The sequence below is a fragment of the Patiriisocius marinistellae genome (assembly GCF_009014635.1).
GTDB lineage: Bacteria > Bacteroidota > Bacteroidia > Flavobacteriales > Flavobacteriaceae > Patiriisocius > Patiriisocius marinistellae.
The window spans coordinates 1,414,412-1,435,835 of the sequence record NZ_BKCF01000001.1 but is presented as its reverse complement, the minus strand read 5'-3'; the positions used below and the strand labels follow the sequence as shown (position 1 = coordinate 1,435,835).

Genomic DNA, 21,424 nt, shown 5'->3' with positions numbered 1-21,424 from the left:
CACTATTGTATCGTTCTTCGGAAATATTAATGAGATAAAAACGGTAACAAGCATTTAAAATTTCCGAAGCGAATATTAGTATCATTAAATTAAAAAAACTATGAAAAAATTAACCTTACTATTTGCCTTTTTAATTTGCCTGTCGCCATTAGTTGCGCAGGACACAAATGGATATCAAAAACCCCATAAAGCAATTTTAGACCTCGTGGATGCGCCACTTGCGCCTTCGGTTTTGCTTGATGACAAAGGTGAAAATGTAGTAATGCTATTTCGTGACCCGTATAAAAGTATTGCAGAGTTATCTGAAACCGAGTTGCGCTTAGCAGGATTGCGAATCAACCCTAAGACAAATATAGGGAGTCGTACTAATTTTTGGAACAATATTAAAGTCAAAAAAGCTACTGCAACAACAGATACGCAAGTAAAAGGTATGCCCGCAAATCCAAGGCTTTCAAACTTTACATGGTCACCCAATCAAAAAATGATTGCGTGTTTGAATACTACAAACATGGGTGTTGAAGTATGGGTATTGGATATTGAAAATGCAAGCGTAAAAAAAATTACAAATGCTACTGTAAACGCTAATATGGGCGATGCGCTTAATTGGTTTAAAGATAATAACGCGCTATTAGTAAAAATGCTACCAGCAACTAGAAACCCACTTATTAATGTGGATGAGGCGGTACCTACTGGGCCAACAGTTTCGCTTAGTAATGGTGAGAAAGCTCAAAATAGAACGTACCAAGATTTATTAAAAAACCCAAACGACGAGGCAAATTTTGAGCAATTAGCAATTTCTGAAATTAAAAAGGTGGATTTGAATGGGACTGTTTCAAACTTTTTGCCTAGCGGAATGTACCGTAGTATTTCTTTCTCTCCTGATGGGAATTATGTATTAGTTTCAAAAATTAAAAGGCCTTTTTCTTATTTAGTTACTTATAGAAGATTCCCGTATGATGAAATGGTTTATGACAATAAAGGAAATTTAAAAACAACGGTAAACGAAGTGCCTCTTGACGAGGTGCGCCCTAAAGGTTTTATGTCAACCAGAATGGGAAAACGCAACATGAGCTGGAGAGCTGATAAAGCTGCTACACTTACTTACGCAATGGCACAAGATAAAGGAGATCCAGAGATTGAAGTGGAATATAGAGATATTGTCTATCAATTAGACGCTCCATTTACAGGAACAGGAAAAGAAATTTTTAAAACTAAACAACGTTTTTCTGGTATTACTTGGGGAGATGATAATACGGCAATAGGTTATGATTATTGGTGGAATACTCGTAATACAAAGACATATTTATTTAACCCATCAAATGGTGGGAAAGACGCTAAAATTATAGGTGACCGTAATTACCAAGACCAGTACAGTGACCCTGGAAATTTTGTTACAAAAAGAAATGAATATGACCGCTCAGTCTTAGTGCTTGATGGAACAACTGCTTATTTAATAGGTGATGGGTATTCTGAGAAGGGGCAATTCCCTTTCATTGATGAAATGAATATGAAGACCCAAAAAACAAATAGATTATATGAGTCTGCTTACACAGATAAAAAGGAAGATATTTATGAGATGATCGATATTAAAAAGGGGAAAGTACTTGTACGTATTGAATCCCAAAAAGAATATCCTAATTATTATTTCAGAAATATTAAAAAGAAGAATGATTTAACTCCGGTTACCGCTTTTGACAATCCTTTTAAAAGTCTGCAAGATGTACATAAAGAAGTTATCACCTATAAAAGAGATGATGGACTAGAATTAGAAGGAACGCTATATTTACCTGTAGGTTACGATAAAGAAAAGAAAGAAAAAATGCCAATGGTTCTATGGGCATATCCAAGAGAGTTTAAAGACAAAAACAGTGCATCCCAAAGCACAACCAACCCCAACGAATTTATATACCCTTATTATGGGAGTCCTGTTTATTGGGTAACACGAGGGTATGTAGTTCTTGATGATGCAGCTTTCCCTATTGTGGGTGAAGGTGATGAGGAACCTAATGATACCTTTAGAAAACAGCTGGTAGGTAATGCAAAAGCAGCTATTGATGCGGTGGACAATTTAGGGTACATTGACAGAACACGTGTAGGTGTTGGCGGTCATAGTTATGGTGCATTTATGGTTGCAAATCTTTTAAGTCACAGTGATTTATTTGCTGCCGGAATTGCAAGAAGTGGTGCTTATAACAGGACGTTGACTCCTTTTGGTTTTCAAAGTGAAGAACGTAGTTATTGGGATTCTCCAGAAACCTATAATACGATGTCACCATTTATGCACGCAGACAAAATGAAAACACCTTTGCTCTTAGTACACGGAGAAGCAGATAATAATAGTGGAACATACCCACTACAAAGTGAGCGTTATTTCAATGCTTTAAAAGGACTAGGCGCTCCAGCGAGGTTAGTGATGTTACCTAAAGAAAGTCATGGTTATCGCGCAAAGGAGAGTATTCTTCATTTACTATGGGAACAAGATACGTGGCTAGAAACATATGTTAAAAATAGAAATAGCAATGTGATAAAAGCAAAAGAGCAAATTAAAAAATAACTAGTAAATTCATTTTTAAAGAAAAAATCCCACTTTACGAGTGGGATTTGCTTTTTATATGCTTTTTCTAATTCACTAAAATACGAAAAGAGAAGCGTGTGCCTCTCTTTTCTAAACAACCTAACCAATAAATTAATAGTTTACAAAGAATTGTAAATTCTACTATTTTATGATATAAAGATACAATTTTGTTTAACTATTTGTAAAAATCAATAAACAAAATTTTGTTAAAGTTTATTGCTCACTAAATTGTCATATTTATTTCAAACCTCAATTTCAGTTTCGCTGTGACATCCTGTCATCTAAATGGTTTTGGTACTTTGTTTGAAATAGGGATATTAATTGCAGAAAATTTTAATGCCTTGCATATTTCCGCAGTGAATATTTTTTCAGAAACGAATACTAATAACTCCGAAAATTATCGGAATAAAATAAATAAAACAATGAGTACAGGGACTATTAATGTAGCGGTGGAGAATATTTTTCCACTGATTAAAAAGTTTTTATACAGCGACCACGAAATCTTTTTACGTGAGTTAATAAGTAATGCCACAGATGCTACTTTAAAGCTTAAACACCTAACTAATATAGGTGAAGCTAAGGTTGAATATGGAAACCCAATTATCGAGGTGAAGATTGATAAGGAAGGAAAAAAATTACACATCATCGACCAAGGAATTGGGATGACCAAAGACGAAGTTGAAAAATACATTAACCAGATTGCATTCTCTGGTGCTGAAGAGTTCATCGAAAAATATAAAGACACAAAAGGTGAAGATGCTGGAATTATTGGACATTTTGGTCTTGGTTTCTACTCTGCCTTTATGGTTGCAGATAAAGTTGAAATCATTACAAAAAGCTTCAAAGATGAACCTGCAGCACACTGGACGTGTGATGGTTCTCCTAATTATACATTAGAAGAAGCATCAAAAACAGAGCGTGGTACTGAGATTATCCTTCATATTAGTGAGGATGAAACATCATTCCTTGAGGATAGTAAAATTCAAGGATTACTTAATAAGTATAATAAGTTTATGCCGGTGCCAATTAAATTTGGTATGAAAACCGAAACACTTCCTAAACCAGAAGATGCGAAAGAAGAAGATCCAGCACCTACTCAGGAAGTTGATAATATTATCAACAACCCTACTCCAGCATGGACTAAACCACCTACAGATTTAAAGGACGAAGATTATAAATCTTTTTACCGTGAGTTGTACCCAATGCAATTTGAGGAGCCATTATTCAATATCCACTTAAATGTTGATTATCCTTTTAATTTGACGGGTATTTTATATTTCCCAAAGATGAGCAAGGACATGCAAATCCAGAAAGATAAAATACAGTTGTTTCAAAACCAAGTGTTTGTTACAGATAATGTAGAAGGTATTGTGCCAGAATTTTTAACAATGTTAAGAGGTGTAATTGACTCACCAGATATTCCATTAAACGTATCTCGTAGTTACTTACAGGCAGATGGTGCTGTAAAGAAAATTTCTAGTTATATTACACGTAAAGTGGCAGATAAATTAAAGAGCTTATTCAATGAAAACCGTGAGGATTTTGAAGCCAAGTGGGACGATATTAAAATTGTGATTGAGTACGGTATGTTGACGGAGGAAAAATTCTTCGATAAGGCACAGGATTTTATGTTATATCCAACTGTAGATGGTAAATATTTCACATTTGCAGAGCTAAAAGAAAAACTTGCTGCAGCACAGACTGATAAAGATGATAAACTTGTATTGTTATATGCGAGTAATAAAGATGAGCAGCACAGTTATATAGCTTCTGCGCAGGACAAAGGATATGAAGTTTTGTTATTAGACTCTCCTATAATTTCGCACTTGATTCAAAAGCTAGAATCTAGCAAAGAGAAAATCTCTTTTGTACGTGTTGACGGTGACCATATTGACAATCTTATTAAAAAAGATGAGGAAGCAATTTCAAAATTAAATGATGATGAAAAGGAGACGTTGAAAACTTTCCTAACGGAAACAATACCAGCCGATAAATTTACGGTTCAATTAGAAGCAATGGATAGCAATTCAAATCCATTTATTATTACTGAACCTGAATTTATGCGTCGAATGAAAGAGATGCAACAAAATGGTGGTGGTGGAATGTTTGGGATGGGCAATATGCCAGAGATGTTCAACCTTATTGTGAATACAAATCACGAGTTGATTTCAGAAATTCTAAACACAAAAACTGCTAAGAAAAAAGAACGTTTAGTAAATCAAGCACTAGACCTTGCAAAGCTGAGCAAAGGATTATTGAAAGGTGCAGACATGACTTCGTTTATTAAGCGCAGTTATGAGATGATAAAGTAAGCAGTTTGCTTATTTAATTTTAAAGGCTTCGGAAATATTAAATTTCCGAAGCCTTTTTTATTTTATTTAGAAAAGGTTTTTAAAATCAATATTAACCACTTTTATGATTAGTATTAAAGTGTGATATATAAATTGAAACAACCAAAATTTTAAGACTTCAAATTTCCGAAGTTTTTAAAGTTCATTTAGATTTGTTCTACAAACTAAAAAACCTCACTTTGAAACACTTATCACTATTTCTTCTACTAAATATATTATTCCCTTTTATTTCAGTATCACAATATGTTCAATTAGGTGACGATATTGATGGTGAATCCTTTGGTGATTTTTCAGGATGGTCCTGCACTCTAAGTAGCAACGGAGATGTACTGTGTGTTGGCGAACAATATAATAATGAAGGTGGCCCCACCAGTGGTAGTGGTGCAAATTTTGGACAGGTGCGCTGCTATCGATGGAACGGAACCGCATGGGTAGCATTGGGTGATGAAACTCATGGCGAAGTAACAAATGATAATTTTGGCGGTGACATTGAAATGAATCTTAATGGTACTCGCTATGCAGCTAGTGCCACTGGAGCGGTTACAGGATACGTGAGAGTTTATGGTTATACTGGCTTAATATGGCAACTTATAGACAATGAGATAGTAGCACAAAATAGCGGAAATTCTTTTGGAGCAGACATATCAATGAACGGTCCTGGTAATATTGTTGCCATTGGTGAGCCAAGAGATGATACTAATGGGAGTGATAGTGGTCGTGTGCATATATACATAAACGCTTCAAATACTTGGCAGCTAAGAGGAACTCCCATTAATGGAGAAGGCGCTGGTTATCGTAGCGGAACATCTGTCTCAATTAACAACAATGGCTCAACGGTTGCTATTGGAGCTATAAATGATGATTCCTCTCCCGGACAAGATGGAGCAGTAAGGATATATGATTTTGATGGTACTTCTTGGATTCAAAGAGGTTCAGCTATTTATGGTGGCACAGACACAAACGCTTTTGGATCAGATGTTTCTATTAACAATAACGGTAACGTAGTAGCTATTGGAGACCCTGGCAGTAATGCTGGAGGTGGAGGATCAAGTTCTGGATTAACTCAAGTTTACGAGTTTAATGGGACAGATTGGGTTCAAAGAGGTCAAAGTTTATTTGGGGTAAATACTTCAGACAATTTTGGAACTTCTGTTTCGCTTGATGGCGATGGAAATACTTTATTAGTTGGTGGTGATGGTAGTTCATTTTCAGATCCTGGATATGTGAAATTTTATGAATATGATGGGACAACATGGGTTCAAGTGGGAGCTACAATTGTTGCCGAAAATACAGGTCAAACACAATCGCAATATTTTGGCCACGCCACAGCAATAAGTAATGATGGTCTTACTGGAGCTGTTGGAGACTATTACAATCAAAATGATGGAGATACATTTCCTATACCTAAAGGAAGTACACGTGCATATAGAAGAGATCCATCAGCAACTCAAGATCCCGTTGCAATATGTCAAGACATTACAGTATTCCTTGATATCAATGGCATGGCAACTATTGTTCCCGCTGATATTGACAACGGTTCATCAGATGCTGAAGGACCGGTAACACTCTCCATAGATTTAAATACTTTTACGTGTGCAAATCTTGGCGCAAATACTGTAACTCTTACGGTTACAGACAATGAATCAAATACTGCTACCTGCCAATCAACAGTAACAGTAATAGATAACATCCCTCCCACTATAAACTGTCCAGCAAACCAGAATGGAACTACAGATGCAAATTGCGAATTTATATTACAAGACTACACAGGGTTAGGGGTAACTTCAGATAACTGCAGAAATGTAACTACAACACAAGACCCGCTACCAGGCACAGCAATTGGAACAGGAATAACCACAATTACATTAACTGCTGATGATGGTTCAAATAGTTTTACATGCGTTTTTGAAATACTTATCGAGGACACCACAAACCCAATAGCAAATTGTATAGCACCATTTACCCTCGATCTAGATGCCAGCGGAATGGCAACCATAACTGTAGCGGATATTGATAACGGCTCATCAGATGCTTGTGGGATTACTTCACAAGTTGATATAACAGACTTTTCATGTGCAGATATTGGAGATAATACAGTAACACTTACAGTAACTGACTCAAATGGAAATAGCTCTATCTGTACTACTATCGTTACAATTGAAGATCCCCTAAATTCATGTAATCTTCCACCAGTAGCTAATTGCCAAGACGTAATAGTTTCTGAAGATTCAAATTGTCAGGGTAATGCAACAGCTTCAGATTTTGACAACGGCTCATTTGATCCAGAGGGACAACCTGTCACAATAACAGTTTCACCCGTAGGCCCCTATTCTTTAGGTGTTACAACCGTAACCTTATTTGTGGATGATGGGGTTTCGACGAGTTCTTGTACAGCAACAATTACAGTAAACGATGCAACTCCGCCAACCATAACCTGTCCACTTAATATAACTGAAAGTGCAGATAATAATTGTGGTTTTATCCTTCCTGATTACACCTCAATGGCTACGGCGATGGATAATTGTAGTCCCATTATGGTAACACAATCTCCTCCCCCTGGCACAACTATAATGGCTGGAATGAATACAATTACTTTGACCGCGAGCGATGGAAATTCAACTGCTGACTGTACGTTTATAGTGGATGTAATAGATGATACGCCACCTGCCGTAATTTGTAATGATATAACAGTTCAGTTAGATAACACCGGAAGTGTAACAATCACTGCTGCAGATGTTTCTTCAGCAAGTAGTGATAATTGTTCGGTAGCTTCGGTGACGATTGATAATGATACATTTAATTGTAGTAATATTGGTCTTAATAATATACTTATAACTATTACAGATACTAGTGGAAATATTTCTACATGCAATGCAATCGTTACGGTCGAAGACAATATAGGACCTTCTGCTATTTGTCAAAATATCACCGTATTTCTAGATGCAACTGGAATGGCTACAATTACACCATTAGATATTAATAATGGAAGTACTGATAATTGTGAAATAGATAATTATGCCATTGATATCACTACGTTTGATTGTACAAACATTGGCGATAATACAGTTACACTTTTTGTGAGTGACATAAACGGAAACACTAGCAGTTGTACATCAACAGTGACAGTAATTGATGATTTTGCGCCAATGATTACATGTCCAAATACGATAACAGAGAGTGCAGATGGTAATTGCACATTGATTCTTCCAGATTACACTTCAATGGCTACAGTTATGGATAATTGTAGTTTCATTTCAGTAACACAATCACCTGTTCCAGGTACCGCTGTTATCATAGGGGTGAACATGATTACCTTAACAGCGAGCGACGGAAACTCAACTGCTGATTGTACATTTATAGTTGATGTTATTGATAATACGCCACCTGCCGTGATTTGTAACGACTTTACGGTTCAATTGGACAGTACAGGAAATGCAACCATTACTGCTGCTGATGTTGCTTCAGGAAGCACTGACAATTGTACTATTGATACAATTCTACTTGATAATGATACATTTGACTGCAGTAACGTGGGATCAAATAACGTGACAGTAACGGTTACAGATACTAGCGGAAATACCTCTACTTGCACATCGATTGTTACGGTTGAAGATATGGTAATCCCTTCGGCTTTATGCCAAAATATCACCGTTAGTCTTGACAGTACAGGAAGCGTAACGATACTACCTCAAGATATTGACAATGGAAGTTCAGACAACTGTGCTATTGACACATATGCACTAGACATTGATACATTTGATTGTAGTAATCTTGGTGAAAACACAGTAATATTAACAGTAACAGATGTTAATGGAAACTCAAGTACTTGTAACGCCATGGTAACAGTAGAAGAAACCGAAATTCCCACTGCAGTTTGTCAAAACATAACAGTTGCTCTTGACGCAACAGGAGTTGCTTCAATAACGGCTGCTGAATTAGATGGCGGTAGTACAGATAACTGCGGAAATATAACAACAACAATTGATATAGATACTTTTACCTGTGATAATTTAGGGACTAATGAAGTTACCTTAATCGTAGAAGATATAAATGGAAATGTCAACACTTGTATAGCAATTGTAACCATTGTTGATGAAACTGCACCTACGGCCGCATGCCTAAATATTACTGTTGAACTTGACGGTAATGGTATGGCGGTAATTGAAGCAAGTGATATTGACAACGGTAGCACAGATACGTGTGGTATAACAAATATTGATATTGATACTTTCTTTTTTGATTGTTCAAATTTGGGAGAAAATATAGTTACACTAACAGTAACTGATGACTCTGGCAATCAAAGTTCATGTGAGTCCACTGTTACCGTTATAGGAACAAGTGCTGTGCAGGCAATATGTCAAAATATTACAGTTCCATTAGGACAGGATGGAACAATGACCATTAACCCTATAAATGTGTATGGTGGAAATCTGGATGTAAGTTGTCCAGAAACAGTTTTCAGTCTTGATAGAGATACTTTTACATGTAATGATATAGGACAACAAATAACCATTACACTAACTGCAACCGATAATAACGGTAATACAACAAGCTGTCTAGCACAAGTTAATGTTGTAGATTCACTTGCCCCAATAGTGACCTGTCCGGAGAATCAAACCGTAATATCAACGGGACCTTATGAATTACCAGATTATTTTGCCATTGGTGAGGCTACTGCAGTTGACAATTGTACTACTCCAATAACCATTTTTGATCAAGACCCTTCACCTGGAACATTGCTTGAACAAGGCACATATACTATTACTTTAATGGCTGAAGATAGTTATGGTTTTGAAGGTGATTGCGAATTTATTTTAGTTGTAGATGATGTTTTGGGTACTTCTGAAATATTAAAAGAAATTAGCTCAATAGGTTTATACCCTAATCCAGCAGATAATTTAGTTTCCTTAAATAATCCATCAAAAATACAAGTGAACCTCATCACTATTTATGACATTATAGGAAGGCTCATAATTACTGAAAATATTAAAAACGGAACTTTTGAAAAAACAATTGACATATCCACATTACAAAGTGGAAACTATCTAGTAATGCTTCAAACTGAAATAGGAAAGTTTACAATCCAACTCATCAAAGAGTAAAAAAATCCATCATAATATTAAAATGAATCGTTTCAATTTTGGAACGATTTTTTTATTTAAAATCAAGATATTCTTATAAAAAATAGTTCAAAAACACTAAAAACTACATTTTATCGTAAATTTTTTAACTTGAACGATTATGTAAGATTACGTACTTCTACGTATATCATAAAATTTTGTTAATCAGTATATTGCCTCCAAATCATAATGCTGTTTTAGATGAAAAAAACAATACTTTTCTATACTCTCCTCCTACCTTTCCTAACAGTTTTAGGCCAGATTAATGATGATCATAGAAATAGTTCATTATTAAAAAATACAATTAATAAAAACGTTGATTTAGACTTATTCACAAAATCAGTTTTAAACGGTACAACTGGAGATGATGCTTTTATAATTTCTGAAATCGCAAATTCTTTAATAGTTACCATGAACGGTAATGAGGTTTTGATGCAATCAATTGAAAATACGACAAGTTTAACCATTAATGGAGGTAATGGTGATGATTCTGTTGTAATAAATTTTACAGATACTAATTTTTCTTTTCCCATTACTTTTAATGGTCAAAGACAAGCAACTACAAAAGGAGATTATTTAGCTATAAGAGGAACATTCTTAAATCAAATAATTACACATACTCCTCCTGGATTAGATGGAAATAATGGTCATTTAGATTTAGATGGTGTAGTAATTAACTTTACAGGCCTAGAACCTATTAGCGCAGGAGATGCTGCAAATACTATAATCAATCTACCTAATGGCGTAAACAATAATGCTACTGTTAGAAATAGTATCAATCCTGGAGAAATAGAAATTATTGACAACGGAGCAACATTTGAAGACACTATTATTCCTAACCCAACCACATCACTTACCATTAATGGTGGAGATATGAATGACGAAATATTAGTTCGTAATTTAGATATCGCTTTTGATGCTAATTTTACTATAAATGGTGGAGGTCAAATTGATGAAGTAACTTTTCAATCATTTACTCCTGTAAATATAGGAACAGGTGATTATTTAATAAATGCTCAAATAATAATTGTAGATGGACCTGTTATCACTTCAGGAGCTGGAAAAATAGATTTTAATGCCATTAGAAATATTATAGCATTCTCAACAAGCTCAATTACTACCTCAAATGGAAATATTACTCTTAACGCGAATACCTCTGGAACTTTTATAGGACCTGACACAAACGCCATTATTATTGATGGTGGTTTGGTAAACTCAGCAGCAGGTACAATAATGATGACTGGTGTTGCCACAGGAAACGGTATTAGCAATAATAACCATGGTATTAATTTGACAAATAATGCCTTGATTGAAACAATAGGAAGTGGTAGCATTTCTTTAAACGGCTCTGGTGGAAGCGGAATAGAATCAAATTATGGCGTAAACATAAGTAATTCGGTGGTCAAATCTAATGGCGGTGGAGTTTCAGTGAATGGAATTGGAGGAAATGGAACAGACATAGGTAGTGTAGGAGTCGCATTAATCAATATGTCGATGATTGAAGACACTTCATCGGGTACTGTTGTTATTTCTGGTCAAGGTAGTACCGGAACAAATTTCAACTACGGAATACTAATGAATGATTCCTTTATACAATCTAATAGTGCAGAAACACGTATAAATGGAACTGGAGGTATGGGAACTAATTCTAATAATGGTATTTATTTAAATGGTTCATCTATACAATCTAACGGTGGTGGTATAACTGCTAATGGAGCTGCTGTAAATAATAGCGGCAGTTCAAACAGAGGTGTCTTTCTAGACAATCAATCAGTTATGAAAGATCTTTTATTGGGAGAGATTTTAATTACAGGGCAAGGAGGAAATGGAAATGGAGATAATCAGGGTTTTTATGTAAGAAATTCGGTTGTTGAAACTAATGGTGGCGGTATAATTGTTAATGCTACTGCTGGAAATGGGACTGGTAGTGGTAATAAAGGTATATATCTATCAAATCTTTCTAAAATGGAAGATCTTTCTGAAGGAGAAATTTTAATTAATGGTCAAGGTGGTACTGGAATAGAAGAAAACACAGGGGTACATATAGAAAACTCATCAATACAAACTAATGGTGGTGGATCTAATATTAATGGTACAGGAGGTAACGGAACTATTGATGAAAATCAAGGAGTCGCCATATTAAATGCAGCTAAAGTAATTGAACTTTCAACCGGTACTATATCAATTAATGGACAAGGTGGTATCGGTGATGAATTTAATAGAGGAATACAAATTGAAGGAGCAAATGTGGATGTGATTTCAAATGGCGGTGACATTAATATTTTGGGATCTGGTAACCTTGCTGCATTTGGTTATTTTAATATAGGTGTAAGTATCAGAAATTTAGCTCAAATTTCAACCATTAATAATGGCTCTATAAATATTAATGGAACAGGAGGAAGCGGTATAGATTTTAATTATGGTTTAGAGGTTTTAAATTTAGGTACTGTTGTAAGTGCTGTAAATGGTAATATAATTTTGAATGGACTTGCAACAAGTTCAACAGGAGGTTTTAGTGGAGGTTGCTATTTTAATTCTGAAATAACAACTTTGGGTACTGGAAATATTACAATTTTTGGTACAGCTGGTAATGCTAATGGCCCTGGCATTTCATTAAGAAATGATGATGCATTAATTGATGCTGGTGGTGATATAATAATGACAGCAATTACGGGTCCTTTAGTCACACCTAACGGCATACCTCCTTCTAGTTTAGTTGTGGGAAACTCGTTTACATTTAACGGTGAAATGAGACCCGGTTTGAACCCTACATCATTAGCCCAATTTCCAATTAACGCAGCGGTAGCAATTTCTTCTGGAGATATTTTTACGGTTAATGTAGCTGGTGAAACGGTTGGTGGTTTAGATTACGATCAATTATTAATTACAGGAACCGTAGATATTACAGATGCTACTTTAAATCTAGTGGATAATATATTTATGCCTATTTCTCAGGCATCGACTATAACGATTATAGACAATGATGGTGTAGACCCTGTAATAGGCACATTCAGTGGGTTTCCTGAGGCTGCCGAATTTACTTTTAATGCTCAACAGTTAATTATTAGCTATACAGGTGGTGATGGAAATGATGTAGTACTTTATGTAGATTCATTACCAACTGCAATTTGCCAAGATATTACCGTCCCTTTAGACGTTAATGGCAACGTAAGTATTGTTCCTTCACAAATAGACAATGGATCATCCGACCCTGATGGACCAGTTACCCTATCTATAGATATGGATATGTTTAGCTGTGCAGAAATTGGGCCAAATACAGTAACGCTTACTGTAACTGATAGTAGAGGAAATACAGATACTTGTACTTCAACAGTGACTGTTGAAGATGTTACGCCCCCAACCATTGTATGTCCTGGAAATCAAGCAGAAAGTTTAGATGGTTCAGGAACTTTTACAATACCAGATTATACGGGACTAGCAATTACAAATGATAATTGTACCGTTGTATCAGTGACTCAATCGCCACTTCCAGGAACTGTGATTGGACTTGGCCCTATTACAATTACTTTAACTGCAAGCGATGGTACAAATACAGCAGATTGTACTTTTATTTTAATGATTACAGACGATACACCTCCAATGATTGCGTGTCCTGCAGAACAAATGGGTACTGTAGATGAGAACTGTATGTTTGCTTTACCAGACTACACATCACTCGCTACAGCTACTGATAATAGTGGTATTGTAACGGTAAGCCAATCACCTACCCCTGGAACAATGGTGGGAGTAGGAACAACCTTAATTACTTTAACTGCTGACGATGGAGGTAATACTGCGGATTGTACTTTTGATGTAGTTGTTAGCGATACAATTCCACCAACTATTTTATGTCCTGCAGATTTAGCAGAAAGTGCAGATGGTTCAGGAACATTTACACTTCCAGATTACACATCATTAGCAATCACAAATGATAATTGTATGGTAGTTTCAGTAACACAATCGCCGCTTCCAGGAGCTGTTATTGGTCTTGGCACTACTACAATTACATTAACTGCAAGTGATGGTACAAATACTACTGACTGTACTTTTATTATAACTATTACGGATGATACACCACCAGTCATTGCATGTCCTGCAGACCAACTGGGTACTGTAGATATAAACTGTATGTTTGCTTTACCAGACTACACATCACTCGCTACAGTTACTGATAATAGTGGTATTGTAACGGTAAGCCAATCACCTATCCCAGGAACAATGGTAAGCACTGGAATAACAATAGTTACATTGACGGCTGATGATGGAAATAATACTGCAGATTGTACTTTTGATGTAATCGTTAGTGATACAATTCCACCAACTATCTTATGTCCTGCTGATCAAGGAGTGAGTGCTAATGGTACTGGGACATTTACACTTCCAGATTACACAGGTCTTGCAATCACAAATGATAATTGTATGGTAGTTTCGGTAATGCAAATGCCTACAGCCGGTTCTGTAATTGGTCTAGGTGCAACCGTAATTACACTAACTGTAAGTGATGGAACAAATACAGCAGACTGTATATTTACTGTAAATGTAACTGATGACGAGCCTCCTATGATCACATGCCCTGCAGATCAAGTAGGAAATGTTGACACCAATTGTATGTTTGCTTTGCCAGACTATACATCACTCGCTACAGCTACTGACAACAGTGGTGTTGTAACAATTACTCAGTCTCCTATTGCAGGAACAATGGTAAGCACTGGGTTAACAATAGTTACATTGACCGCTGATGATGGAAATAGCACAGCAGATTGTGCTTTTAATGTTACGGTAAGCGACGCCATCCCACCAACGATTATATGTCCTGCAGATCAGGCAGAAAGCGCAGATAGTTTAGGAGTATTTACACTACTAGATTACACAGGACTCGCAACCACAAATGATAATTGTATGGTAGTTTCAGTAACACAAATGCCTGTTCCAGGAACTGTGATTGGACTTGGTACTTCTATAATTACATTAACTGTCAGTGATGGTACAAATACAGCAGATTGTACTTTCAATATAACTATTACAGATGATACCCCTCCTATGATTTCATGTCCTGCTAATCAAGTGGGAGAAGTGGATGCCAATTGTATGTTTACTTTACCTGATTACACATCACTTGCTACAACTTCAGACAACGGTGGTATAGTAACAGTAACTCAATCGCCCATTGCAGGAACAATGATAAGCACGGGTGTAACAATAGTCACATTGACTGCAGATGACGGAAATAGCAATACAGCAAACTGTGCTTTTAATGTTACAGTAATTGATACAACTGCTCCTATGGCAATGTGTGTGGCACCATTTTCAATTTCATTAGATAATTTTGGGATGGCTAATATTTCCGAAGTAGACATCAATAATGGAAGTATTGACAACTGTTCAATCGCTAGTATTTCTATTGACATTACAAGCTTTACATGTGCAGATATAGGTGATAATACAGTTACATTAACTGTAATTGATTCTAGCGGTTTAATGAGTAGTTGTAGCACAATTGTAACTGTTGAAGATACAGTAGCTCCTTCGATTAATTGCCCTGCTGACCAAGTAGGTAGTGTGGATGGAAATTGCGAATTTTTAGTTCCAGATTATACAATGCTTGCTACGGTTACAGACAATTGTCTTTCTGCTTTAAGTATTTCGCAAGACCCTGCACCTGGTGCAATTTTAACTCAAGGAACTACTGTTGTTACAATATTTGCTGATGATGGGACAAATATAAGTAGTTGTATATTTAACTTAAATGTTATTGATGATATAGCTCCAACAGTTGCATGCCCTGGAGACCAAACCGAAAGTACAGATGCTAGTTGTTCTTTTACAATTCCGGATTATTCTGGACTTGTAATGGCTTCAGATAACTGTGCGAATCCAGTTTCCTTAACCCAATCTCCAGCACCAGGTACAATAGTAAACACAGGAATTTCAATAATTACAATTATTGCATTTGATGGAACAAATTCTAGCAGCTGTACATTTAATGTAAACGTTATTGATGACATTGCTCCTACAGTACTTTGCCCAGCAAATCAAACTGAAAGTGCAGACACAAACTGTGAATTTGTTATCCCAGATTATTCTGGGCTTGCAACGGCTTCAGATAATTGTGCAAACCCTGTTGCTCTAACACAAACTCCAGCACCGGGGACTATTGTAAGCATAGGTGTTACCCAAATAACAATTTTTGCAGATGACGGAACAAATACAAGCAGTTGCAATTTTGACTTAAATATTATTGATGATATAGCTCCAACTATAACGTGTCCCAGCAATCAAACCGAAAGTGCAGATAGTACTTGCTCTTTTATAATCCCAGATTATTCTGGATTAGCTACAGCATTTGACAATTGTGCAAACCCTGTTACCTTAACACAATCTCCAGCAACAGGGACTACAGTGAGTATAGGTATTACGCAAATAACATTATTTGCAGATGATGGAACAAATATAAGTAGTTGCGTTTTTGACTTAAATATAATTGATAATATTGCTCCAACTATAATGTGTCCTGGAGATCAAACCGAAAGTGTAGATGCTACGTGTTCTTTTGTAGTCCCAGATTATTCTGGACTCGTCACAGCTTCAGATAACTGTGCAAATCCTGTTTCTTTAACGCAATCTCCAGCACCGGGAACAATCGTAGGCACTGGGATTACACTAGTTACAGTTTCAGCATTTGATGGAACGAACACTACAGATTGCACCTTCAACATTACTGTAATTGATGACATTGCTCCAGTAATTATTTGTCCATTAGACCAAAATGAAAGTGCAGATACAAATTGTGAATTTGTCGTGCCAGATTATACTGGATTTGCAACCACTACAGATAATTGTGGAGTTAATTCTATAATTCAAACACCAGTAGCAGGTACTATAGTTTCAGTAGGAATTACAAATATTGAATTAGTAGTTTCTGACGGGACAAATACTGAGAACTGTCAATTTATCTTAACAGTCACAGATGATACTGCTCCTACACTTAGTTGCCCTGGCAATCAAACCGAAAGCGCCGTTGCTAATTGCGAATTTATTATCCCAGATTATACACCACTCGTGAGTGCCACAGATAATTGTGGAACGGTAACGGTAACTCAAATTCCTGCTGCGGGGACAACCGTATTAGTTGGAACTACAATTATTACAATGACAGCAAGTGATGGCATAAATAGTGATTCCTGCACATTTGACCTCAACGTTGTAGAGGCGACTCCACCTATTGCAATTTGCCAAAACATAACGGTTATTCTTGATGCTACAGGAACAGCAACAATTTCAGCGGCAGATGTTGATAATGGTAGTAATGATAACTGCGGAAACGTAACAACAACGATTAATATAGACACATTTGACTGTGAAGATTTAGGAACAAATGAAGTAATACTCACTGTAGAAGATGACAACGGAAATATTGCGACCTGTACTGCAATTGTAACAATCGTTGATGAAACTGCTCCAGAAGCATTATGCAACAATATAACAGTTGAACTTGACGGTAATGGGATGGCAGTTATAGAGGCAAGTGATATTGATGGCGGAAGTACTGATGCCTGTGGAATTGTGTCTTTTGAAATAGAAGTAAGTCAAACAATATTTGACTGTTCAAATATAGGAGAAAATATTGTTACATTAACAGTGACAGATACATCTGGAAATCAAGCAACATGTGACGCAACAGTAACCATTATAGGAACAACTGGAGCTGTTGCCATATGTCAAAATGTAACAGCGCCATTAGGACAAGATGGAACTGTAACGATTCCAGCTATAAGCGTTTATGGAGGAACACTAGATATTAGTTGCCCAGAAAATGTATTTAGTCTTGACATTGACACATTTACTTGCGATGATATAGGACCACCAGTTCCTGTAATACTTACCGCTATAGATAATGATGGAAATATTACCACATGTCAAGCTTTTGTAAATGTGGTTGATTCTCTAGAGCCTATGATAATTTGTCCAGATAATCATACAGTAACCTCAACTGGTCCTTATGCACTACCAGATTATTTTGCAACTGGCGAAGCAATAGCCATGGATAACTGTACAGACCCTGTGACAGTATTTGACCAAGACCCTAGTCCAGGAACTCCATTAGAACAAGGCACACATATAATTACATTATCAGCTCAAGACAATAGCAATTTTGAAGTTGAATGTGAGTTTGTTTTAATTGTAGATGACCTATTAGGAACAAACAATACAGAACTTTCAGTAGCTACTATTGTAATGTACCCTAATCCGGCCTCAAATGTGGTGATGATTTCAAACCCTCAATTAGTTATTATCGACCAGATTTCAATCTATGATATTACTGGAAGATTAGTGCTATTGCAAACTGAAGTTCATGAAGAGAGAACTACGCTAGATATTTCAACCTTGCAAGGAGCAACTTACGTTGTTATAATTAACACTGAGCTTGGTGATGTAATAAAGCAGTTGGTTGTGGAATAAATTGAACTAACATAAAAAACTCCCTAAATTTTAGGGAGTTTTTTTTATTTTACGCTACAAACGCAAACCTACTAATTAGATTTAATATTTTGGATCTAAGTTTACGATACCGTTTTCAATTGCATAAACTACAAGACCTGCACTGTTTTTTGCTTCGGTTTTTAGGAGTAGATTGTTACGGTGTCCTTCTACGGTGCGTGGGCTTATAAATAGTTTTTCTGCTATTTCGTTTGTGGTTAATTGTTGACAGATAAGTTGTAGAACTTCACTTTCTCTTGTTGACAAATGGTTTTTATCAAATCTAGATTTTGTTGCTTTCCCTTTATTAAACAAACCATCTTTGATAAACTGAAGTACTTTTTCATCATAAAAAAATCCTTTTTCTGCTACCTCCTTTATGGTTTTTACCATAAGTGTGGGTGAGCTATTTTTTGCTAAATAAGCTACGGCACCTATTGATATCATATTTACCACAAATGGTTTACTAAAGTAACTAGTTAAAGCAATTACTTTACAATTTGGAAATTCTTTTTGGATTAGCTTTGTTGCCTCTACCCCATTAAGTTCTGGCATTTTCAAATCGGTTATTATGATATCGGGTAGTGTTTCTGCTACTCTAAGTTGATCAACTAAGTCTTTGCCATCAGCTGCGTCAAATAATATCTCAAATTCTTCAACTCTATTTAGTATAGCTCGCATTCCTTGTCTAAAGAGCTGCTCATCATCGGCAAGGACCATTGTTATTTTTGTACTCATTGTTTTGGTTGTTTAAAATTTCCGAAGTTGGAAATTTTATGTTTTTAGATTGTTTGAGTCTCGGGAATTTCAGAAGTAATTATAAATGTGCTCCCTTTTCCAACAATACTATTTATGTGTATCTGGCAGTTAAGTATTGCTGCTCTACTTTTAATATTTTGTAACCCAAGACCTGTTCGTTCTTCTAGACCTTTTATTGAAAAACCTGAACCGTTATCCTCAAAGGTTAAAGAAAATCCATTAGAGGCTTGTAGCAATTTAAACTTGATTTGGGTAGCTTTTCCGTGGCGTGTGGCATTATTGATTAGCTCTTGTACTATTCTAAAAATATGAAGTTCTTGGGTACAATTTAATTGCAGTTCTTGGATTTTAATTTCATACAACATTTGCAGTGCATTTGTTCTTTTAAAATCCTCAAAAAGTTCTTCTAGTGCAACTTGCAGACCAAATTTATCCAGTACAGGTGGCAGTAAATCATGGGCAATCCGTCTTGAACTTTCTAATGTGTTTGTGACTACATTAAGTACATGTTCTAGTGACATTCTATCTTCTTTAGATAATTCTGGATTATCTAGTAAGGTGTGGGTAGTCAAACTCACTACATTCAATTTTGCACTAATATCATCGTGTAAATCTTGTGCAATACGTTGACGTTCCTCTTCCTGTGTTGCTATTGTGGTTTGTAATAATTGGTCTTTATATTTTACTTGTAATCCTATTTTTTCTAATTCTTTTTGAACGATTCGTTTACGAGAATAGAAAAAGAACAACATTAACCCTGTTGTTAGAAACACGGTAAAAATTATACCGTAAACGAGAAATGCTATTAAACTGTCTTGCGTCTCCATTTTGAAATATTAAATTTCCATTCAAGAAATATTACTACATGTAACAATAAATATGAGATTCTATTTATTTCTGAAATATTAAATGCTGTTTCATCACTTAAAATATTTTTATCAATATTGTTTGTAAATAAAGCATATAATAAAAAGATTAATGAACTAATAGATAAGTATACTAATAACCCCCCACTTACCAATAAATAGTCTCCCTTTTCTGTTAATGAATTGTACAAATGGACCATGATATAACCCAAGACTGGAATGGTCGCTATCAAAATTTCTGGTAAATTAAAATATACAAAATCATCTGGCCAAACTATATAATAAACTATTAATGCTATTAAAACAATAACGAGTAAAAGGTTAACAACTTTTTTTTGTTTTTTATTGAATAACGATTTATAAAAAAATGACAAACAAAGAAATTGAATAATTAAATAGACATGAAATAAAAATAAATTATTACCAGTCAAATCTGCCACATAATCAGCAACTAATTGATTTAAAAATATTAAGACTAGGTATAATGCTAATAAATTAAGCGACCTATTTTTTTTAATTTTAAAAGCACTATACAGGTATAGAACTGAATTAAAACCAATTAGAATAAACCATAATTTACCAATTAACTGTAATAGTACTTGCATAAATTAACTATGATACAAAGAACTATTTTTATTACAATATACAGGACACGGTTTCCCAAAATCAAAAGCACCACTTCCAGCTAATTTTACTTGTGGTTTATCTAGGCTATTTTCAACTTGATCTTGTGCTTCACCATTAACCTCAACTGTACCTACTAACACTATTTTCTTTTCAGCTTTTGCTACACTTTTAGGGTTTGATGAATCCATAATCAAACCATTATACGCACGAATACCATCAATTGGGTAAGAAGTTCCATCTGTAATTAAATTTCCATTACCATCTGGTTTTAATACTTTAAGCTCGGTAAGTAATTCTAACAAATCTACCATTGGTATAAGAAATGCTTTTGCTTGATCTTTGCAGTGTTCTTGCCACGCTTGAGTCCAAGCTTCAGCATCACCAATTTTCACACCATTTGTTGGTAATGCTGCATTATTTTTTGATTCACTCATCTTATATAAATTTTAAATTTTGGTCATTTGTTTTTTACAAGTTCTTAAAAATACCTCGTATAAAAAATAGCTAACCACAAAACGGGTGTTTTTACGTGGTTTTGGTTTTTATACTTTAAAAAGCAAACTATTTAAAATCAATAATTTGTAAAACGATCAACAGTTTAAAAAAATTAAGCATCCCAGAAAAATCTTTAAAGCCGTTTATCGAAAA

General features: G+C 35.4%; 8 protein-coding genes. 4 read left to right on the top strand and 4 right to left on the bottom strand.

Annotated features, from left to right (window positions below; genetic code table 11):
- Window positions 1-100 precede the first annotated feature (100 nt).
- From GB234_RS06390 to GB234_RS06375, 4 genes are all read left to right on the top strand, one after another.
- Complete coding sequence (locus GB234_RS06390) at window positions 101-2,554, top strand: prolyl oligopeptidase family serine peptidase (RefSeq protein ID WP_151893671.1); 2,454 nt, start codon at window positions 101-103, stop codon at window positions 2,552-2,554.
- Window positions 2,555-2,997: 443 nt separating this feature from the next.
- Window positions 2,998-4,887, top strand: coding sequence for a molecular chaperone HtpG (htpG, locus tag GB234_RS06385; protein ID WP_151893670.1), 1,890 nt, complete (start codon window positions 2,998-3,000; stop codon window positions 4,885-4,887).
- Between the two features lie 218 nt (window positions 4,888-5,105).
- Window positions 5,106-10,028 (top strand): T9SS type A sorting domain-containing protein, encoded by a 4,923-nt coding sequence (locus GB234_RS06380; protein WP_151893669.1) that lies wholly within the window; start codon window positions 5,106-5,108, stop codon window positions 10,026-10,028.
- A gap of 219 nt (window positions 10,029-10,247) precedes the next feature.
- Window positions 10,248-18,506 (top strand): HYR domain-containing protein, encoded by an 8,259-nt coding sequence (locus tag GB234_RS06375; RefSeq protein WP_151893668.1) that lies wholly within the window; start codon window positions 10,248-10,250, stop codon window positions 18,504-18,506.
- Between the two features lie 81 nt (window positions 18,507-18,587).
- On the opposite strand, the gene GB234_RS06370 is transcribed toward GB234_RS06375, so the two are convergent.
- Genes GB234_RS06370 through GB234_RS06355 form a run of 4 tightly spaced genes read right to left on the bottom strand, consistent with a single transcriptional unit; the run spans window position 18,588 to window position 21,210 of the window.
- Window positions 18,588-19,262 (bottom strand): response regulator transcription factor, encoded by a 675-nt coding sequence (locus tag GB234_RS06370; protein WP_151893667.1) that lies wholly within the window; start codon window positions 19,260-19,262, stop codon window positions 18,588-18,590.
- Between the two features lie 44 nt (window positions 19,263-19,306).
- The gene (locus GB234_RS06365; protein ID WP_151893666.1) at window positions 19,307-20,110 is read right to left on the bottom strand and encodes a sensor histidine kinase; all 804 of its coding nucleotides are present in this window, start codon (window positions 20,108-20,110) and stop codon (window positions 19,307-19,309) included.
- Window positions 20,089-20,754: a hypothetical protein gene (locus GB234_RS06360; protein ID WP_151893665.1), complete on the bottom strand. Its 666-nt coding sequence runs from the start codon at window positions 20,752-20,754 to the stop codon at window positions 20,089-20,091. The genes GB234_RS06365 and GB234_RS06360 overlap by 22 nt, the downstream gene beginning before the upstream one ends.
- 3 nt (window positions 20,755-20,757) lie before the next feature.
- Window positions 20,758-21,210, bottom strand: a complete 453-nt coding sequence (locus GB234_RS06355) for a hypothetical protein (protein WP_151893664.1) — start codon at window positions 21,208-21,210, stop codon at window positions 20,758-20,760.
- Window positions 21,211-21,424 lie beyond the last annotated feature (214 nt).

What these genes read in the sequence shown, in the direction of transcription:
- GB234_RS06390 (WP_151893671.1), top strand. Translation starts at nt 101, where the DNA reads ATGAAAAAATTAACCTTACTATTTGCCTTTTTAATTTGCCTGTCGCCA.
- htpG (WP_151893670.1), top strand. Translation starts at nt 2,998, where the DNA reads ATGAGTACAGGGACTATTAATGTAGCGGTGGAGAATATTTTTCCACTG.
- GB234_RS06375 (WP_151893668.1), top strand. Translation starts at nt 10,248, where the DNA reads ATGAAAAAAACAATACTTTTCTATACTCTCCTCCTACCTTTCCTAACA.
- GB234_RS06370 (WP_151893667.1), bottom strand. Translation starts at nt 19,262, where the DNA reads ATGAGTACAAAAATAACAATGGTCCTTGCCGATGATGAGCAGCTCTTT.
- GB234_RS06365 (WP_151893666.1), bottom strand. Translation starts at nt 20,110, where the DNA reads ATGGAGACGCAAGACAGTTTAATAGCATTTCTCGTTTACGGTATAATT.
- GB234_RS06360 (WP_151893665.1), bottom strand. Translation starts at nt 20,754, where the DNA reads ATGCAAGTACTATTACAGTTAATTGGTAAATTATGGTTTATTCTAATT.
- GB234_RS06355 (WP_151893664.1), bottom strand. Translation starts at nt 21,210, where the DNA reads ATGAGTGAATCAAAAAATAATGCAGCATTACCAACAAATGGTGTGAAA.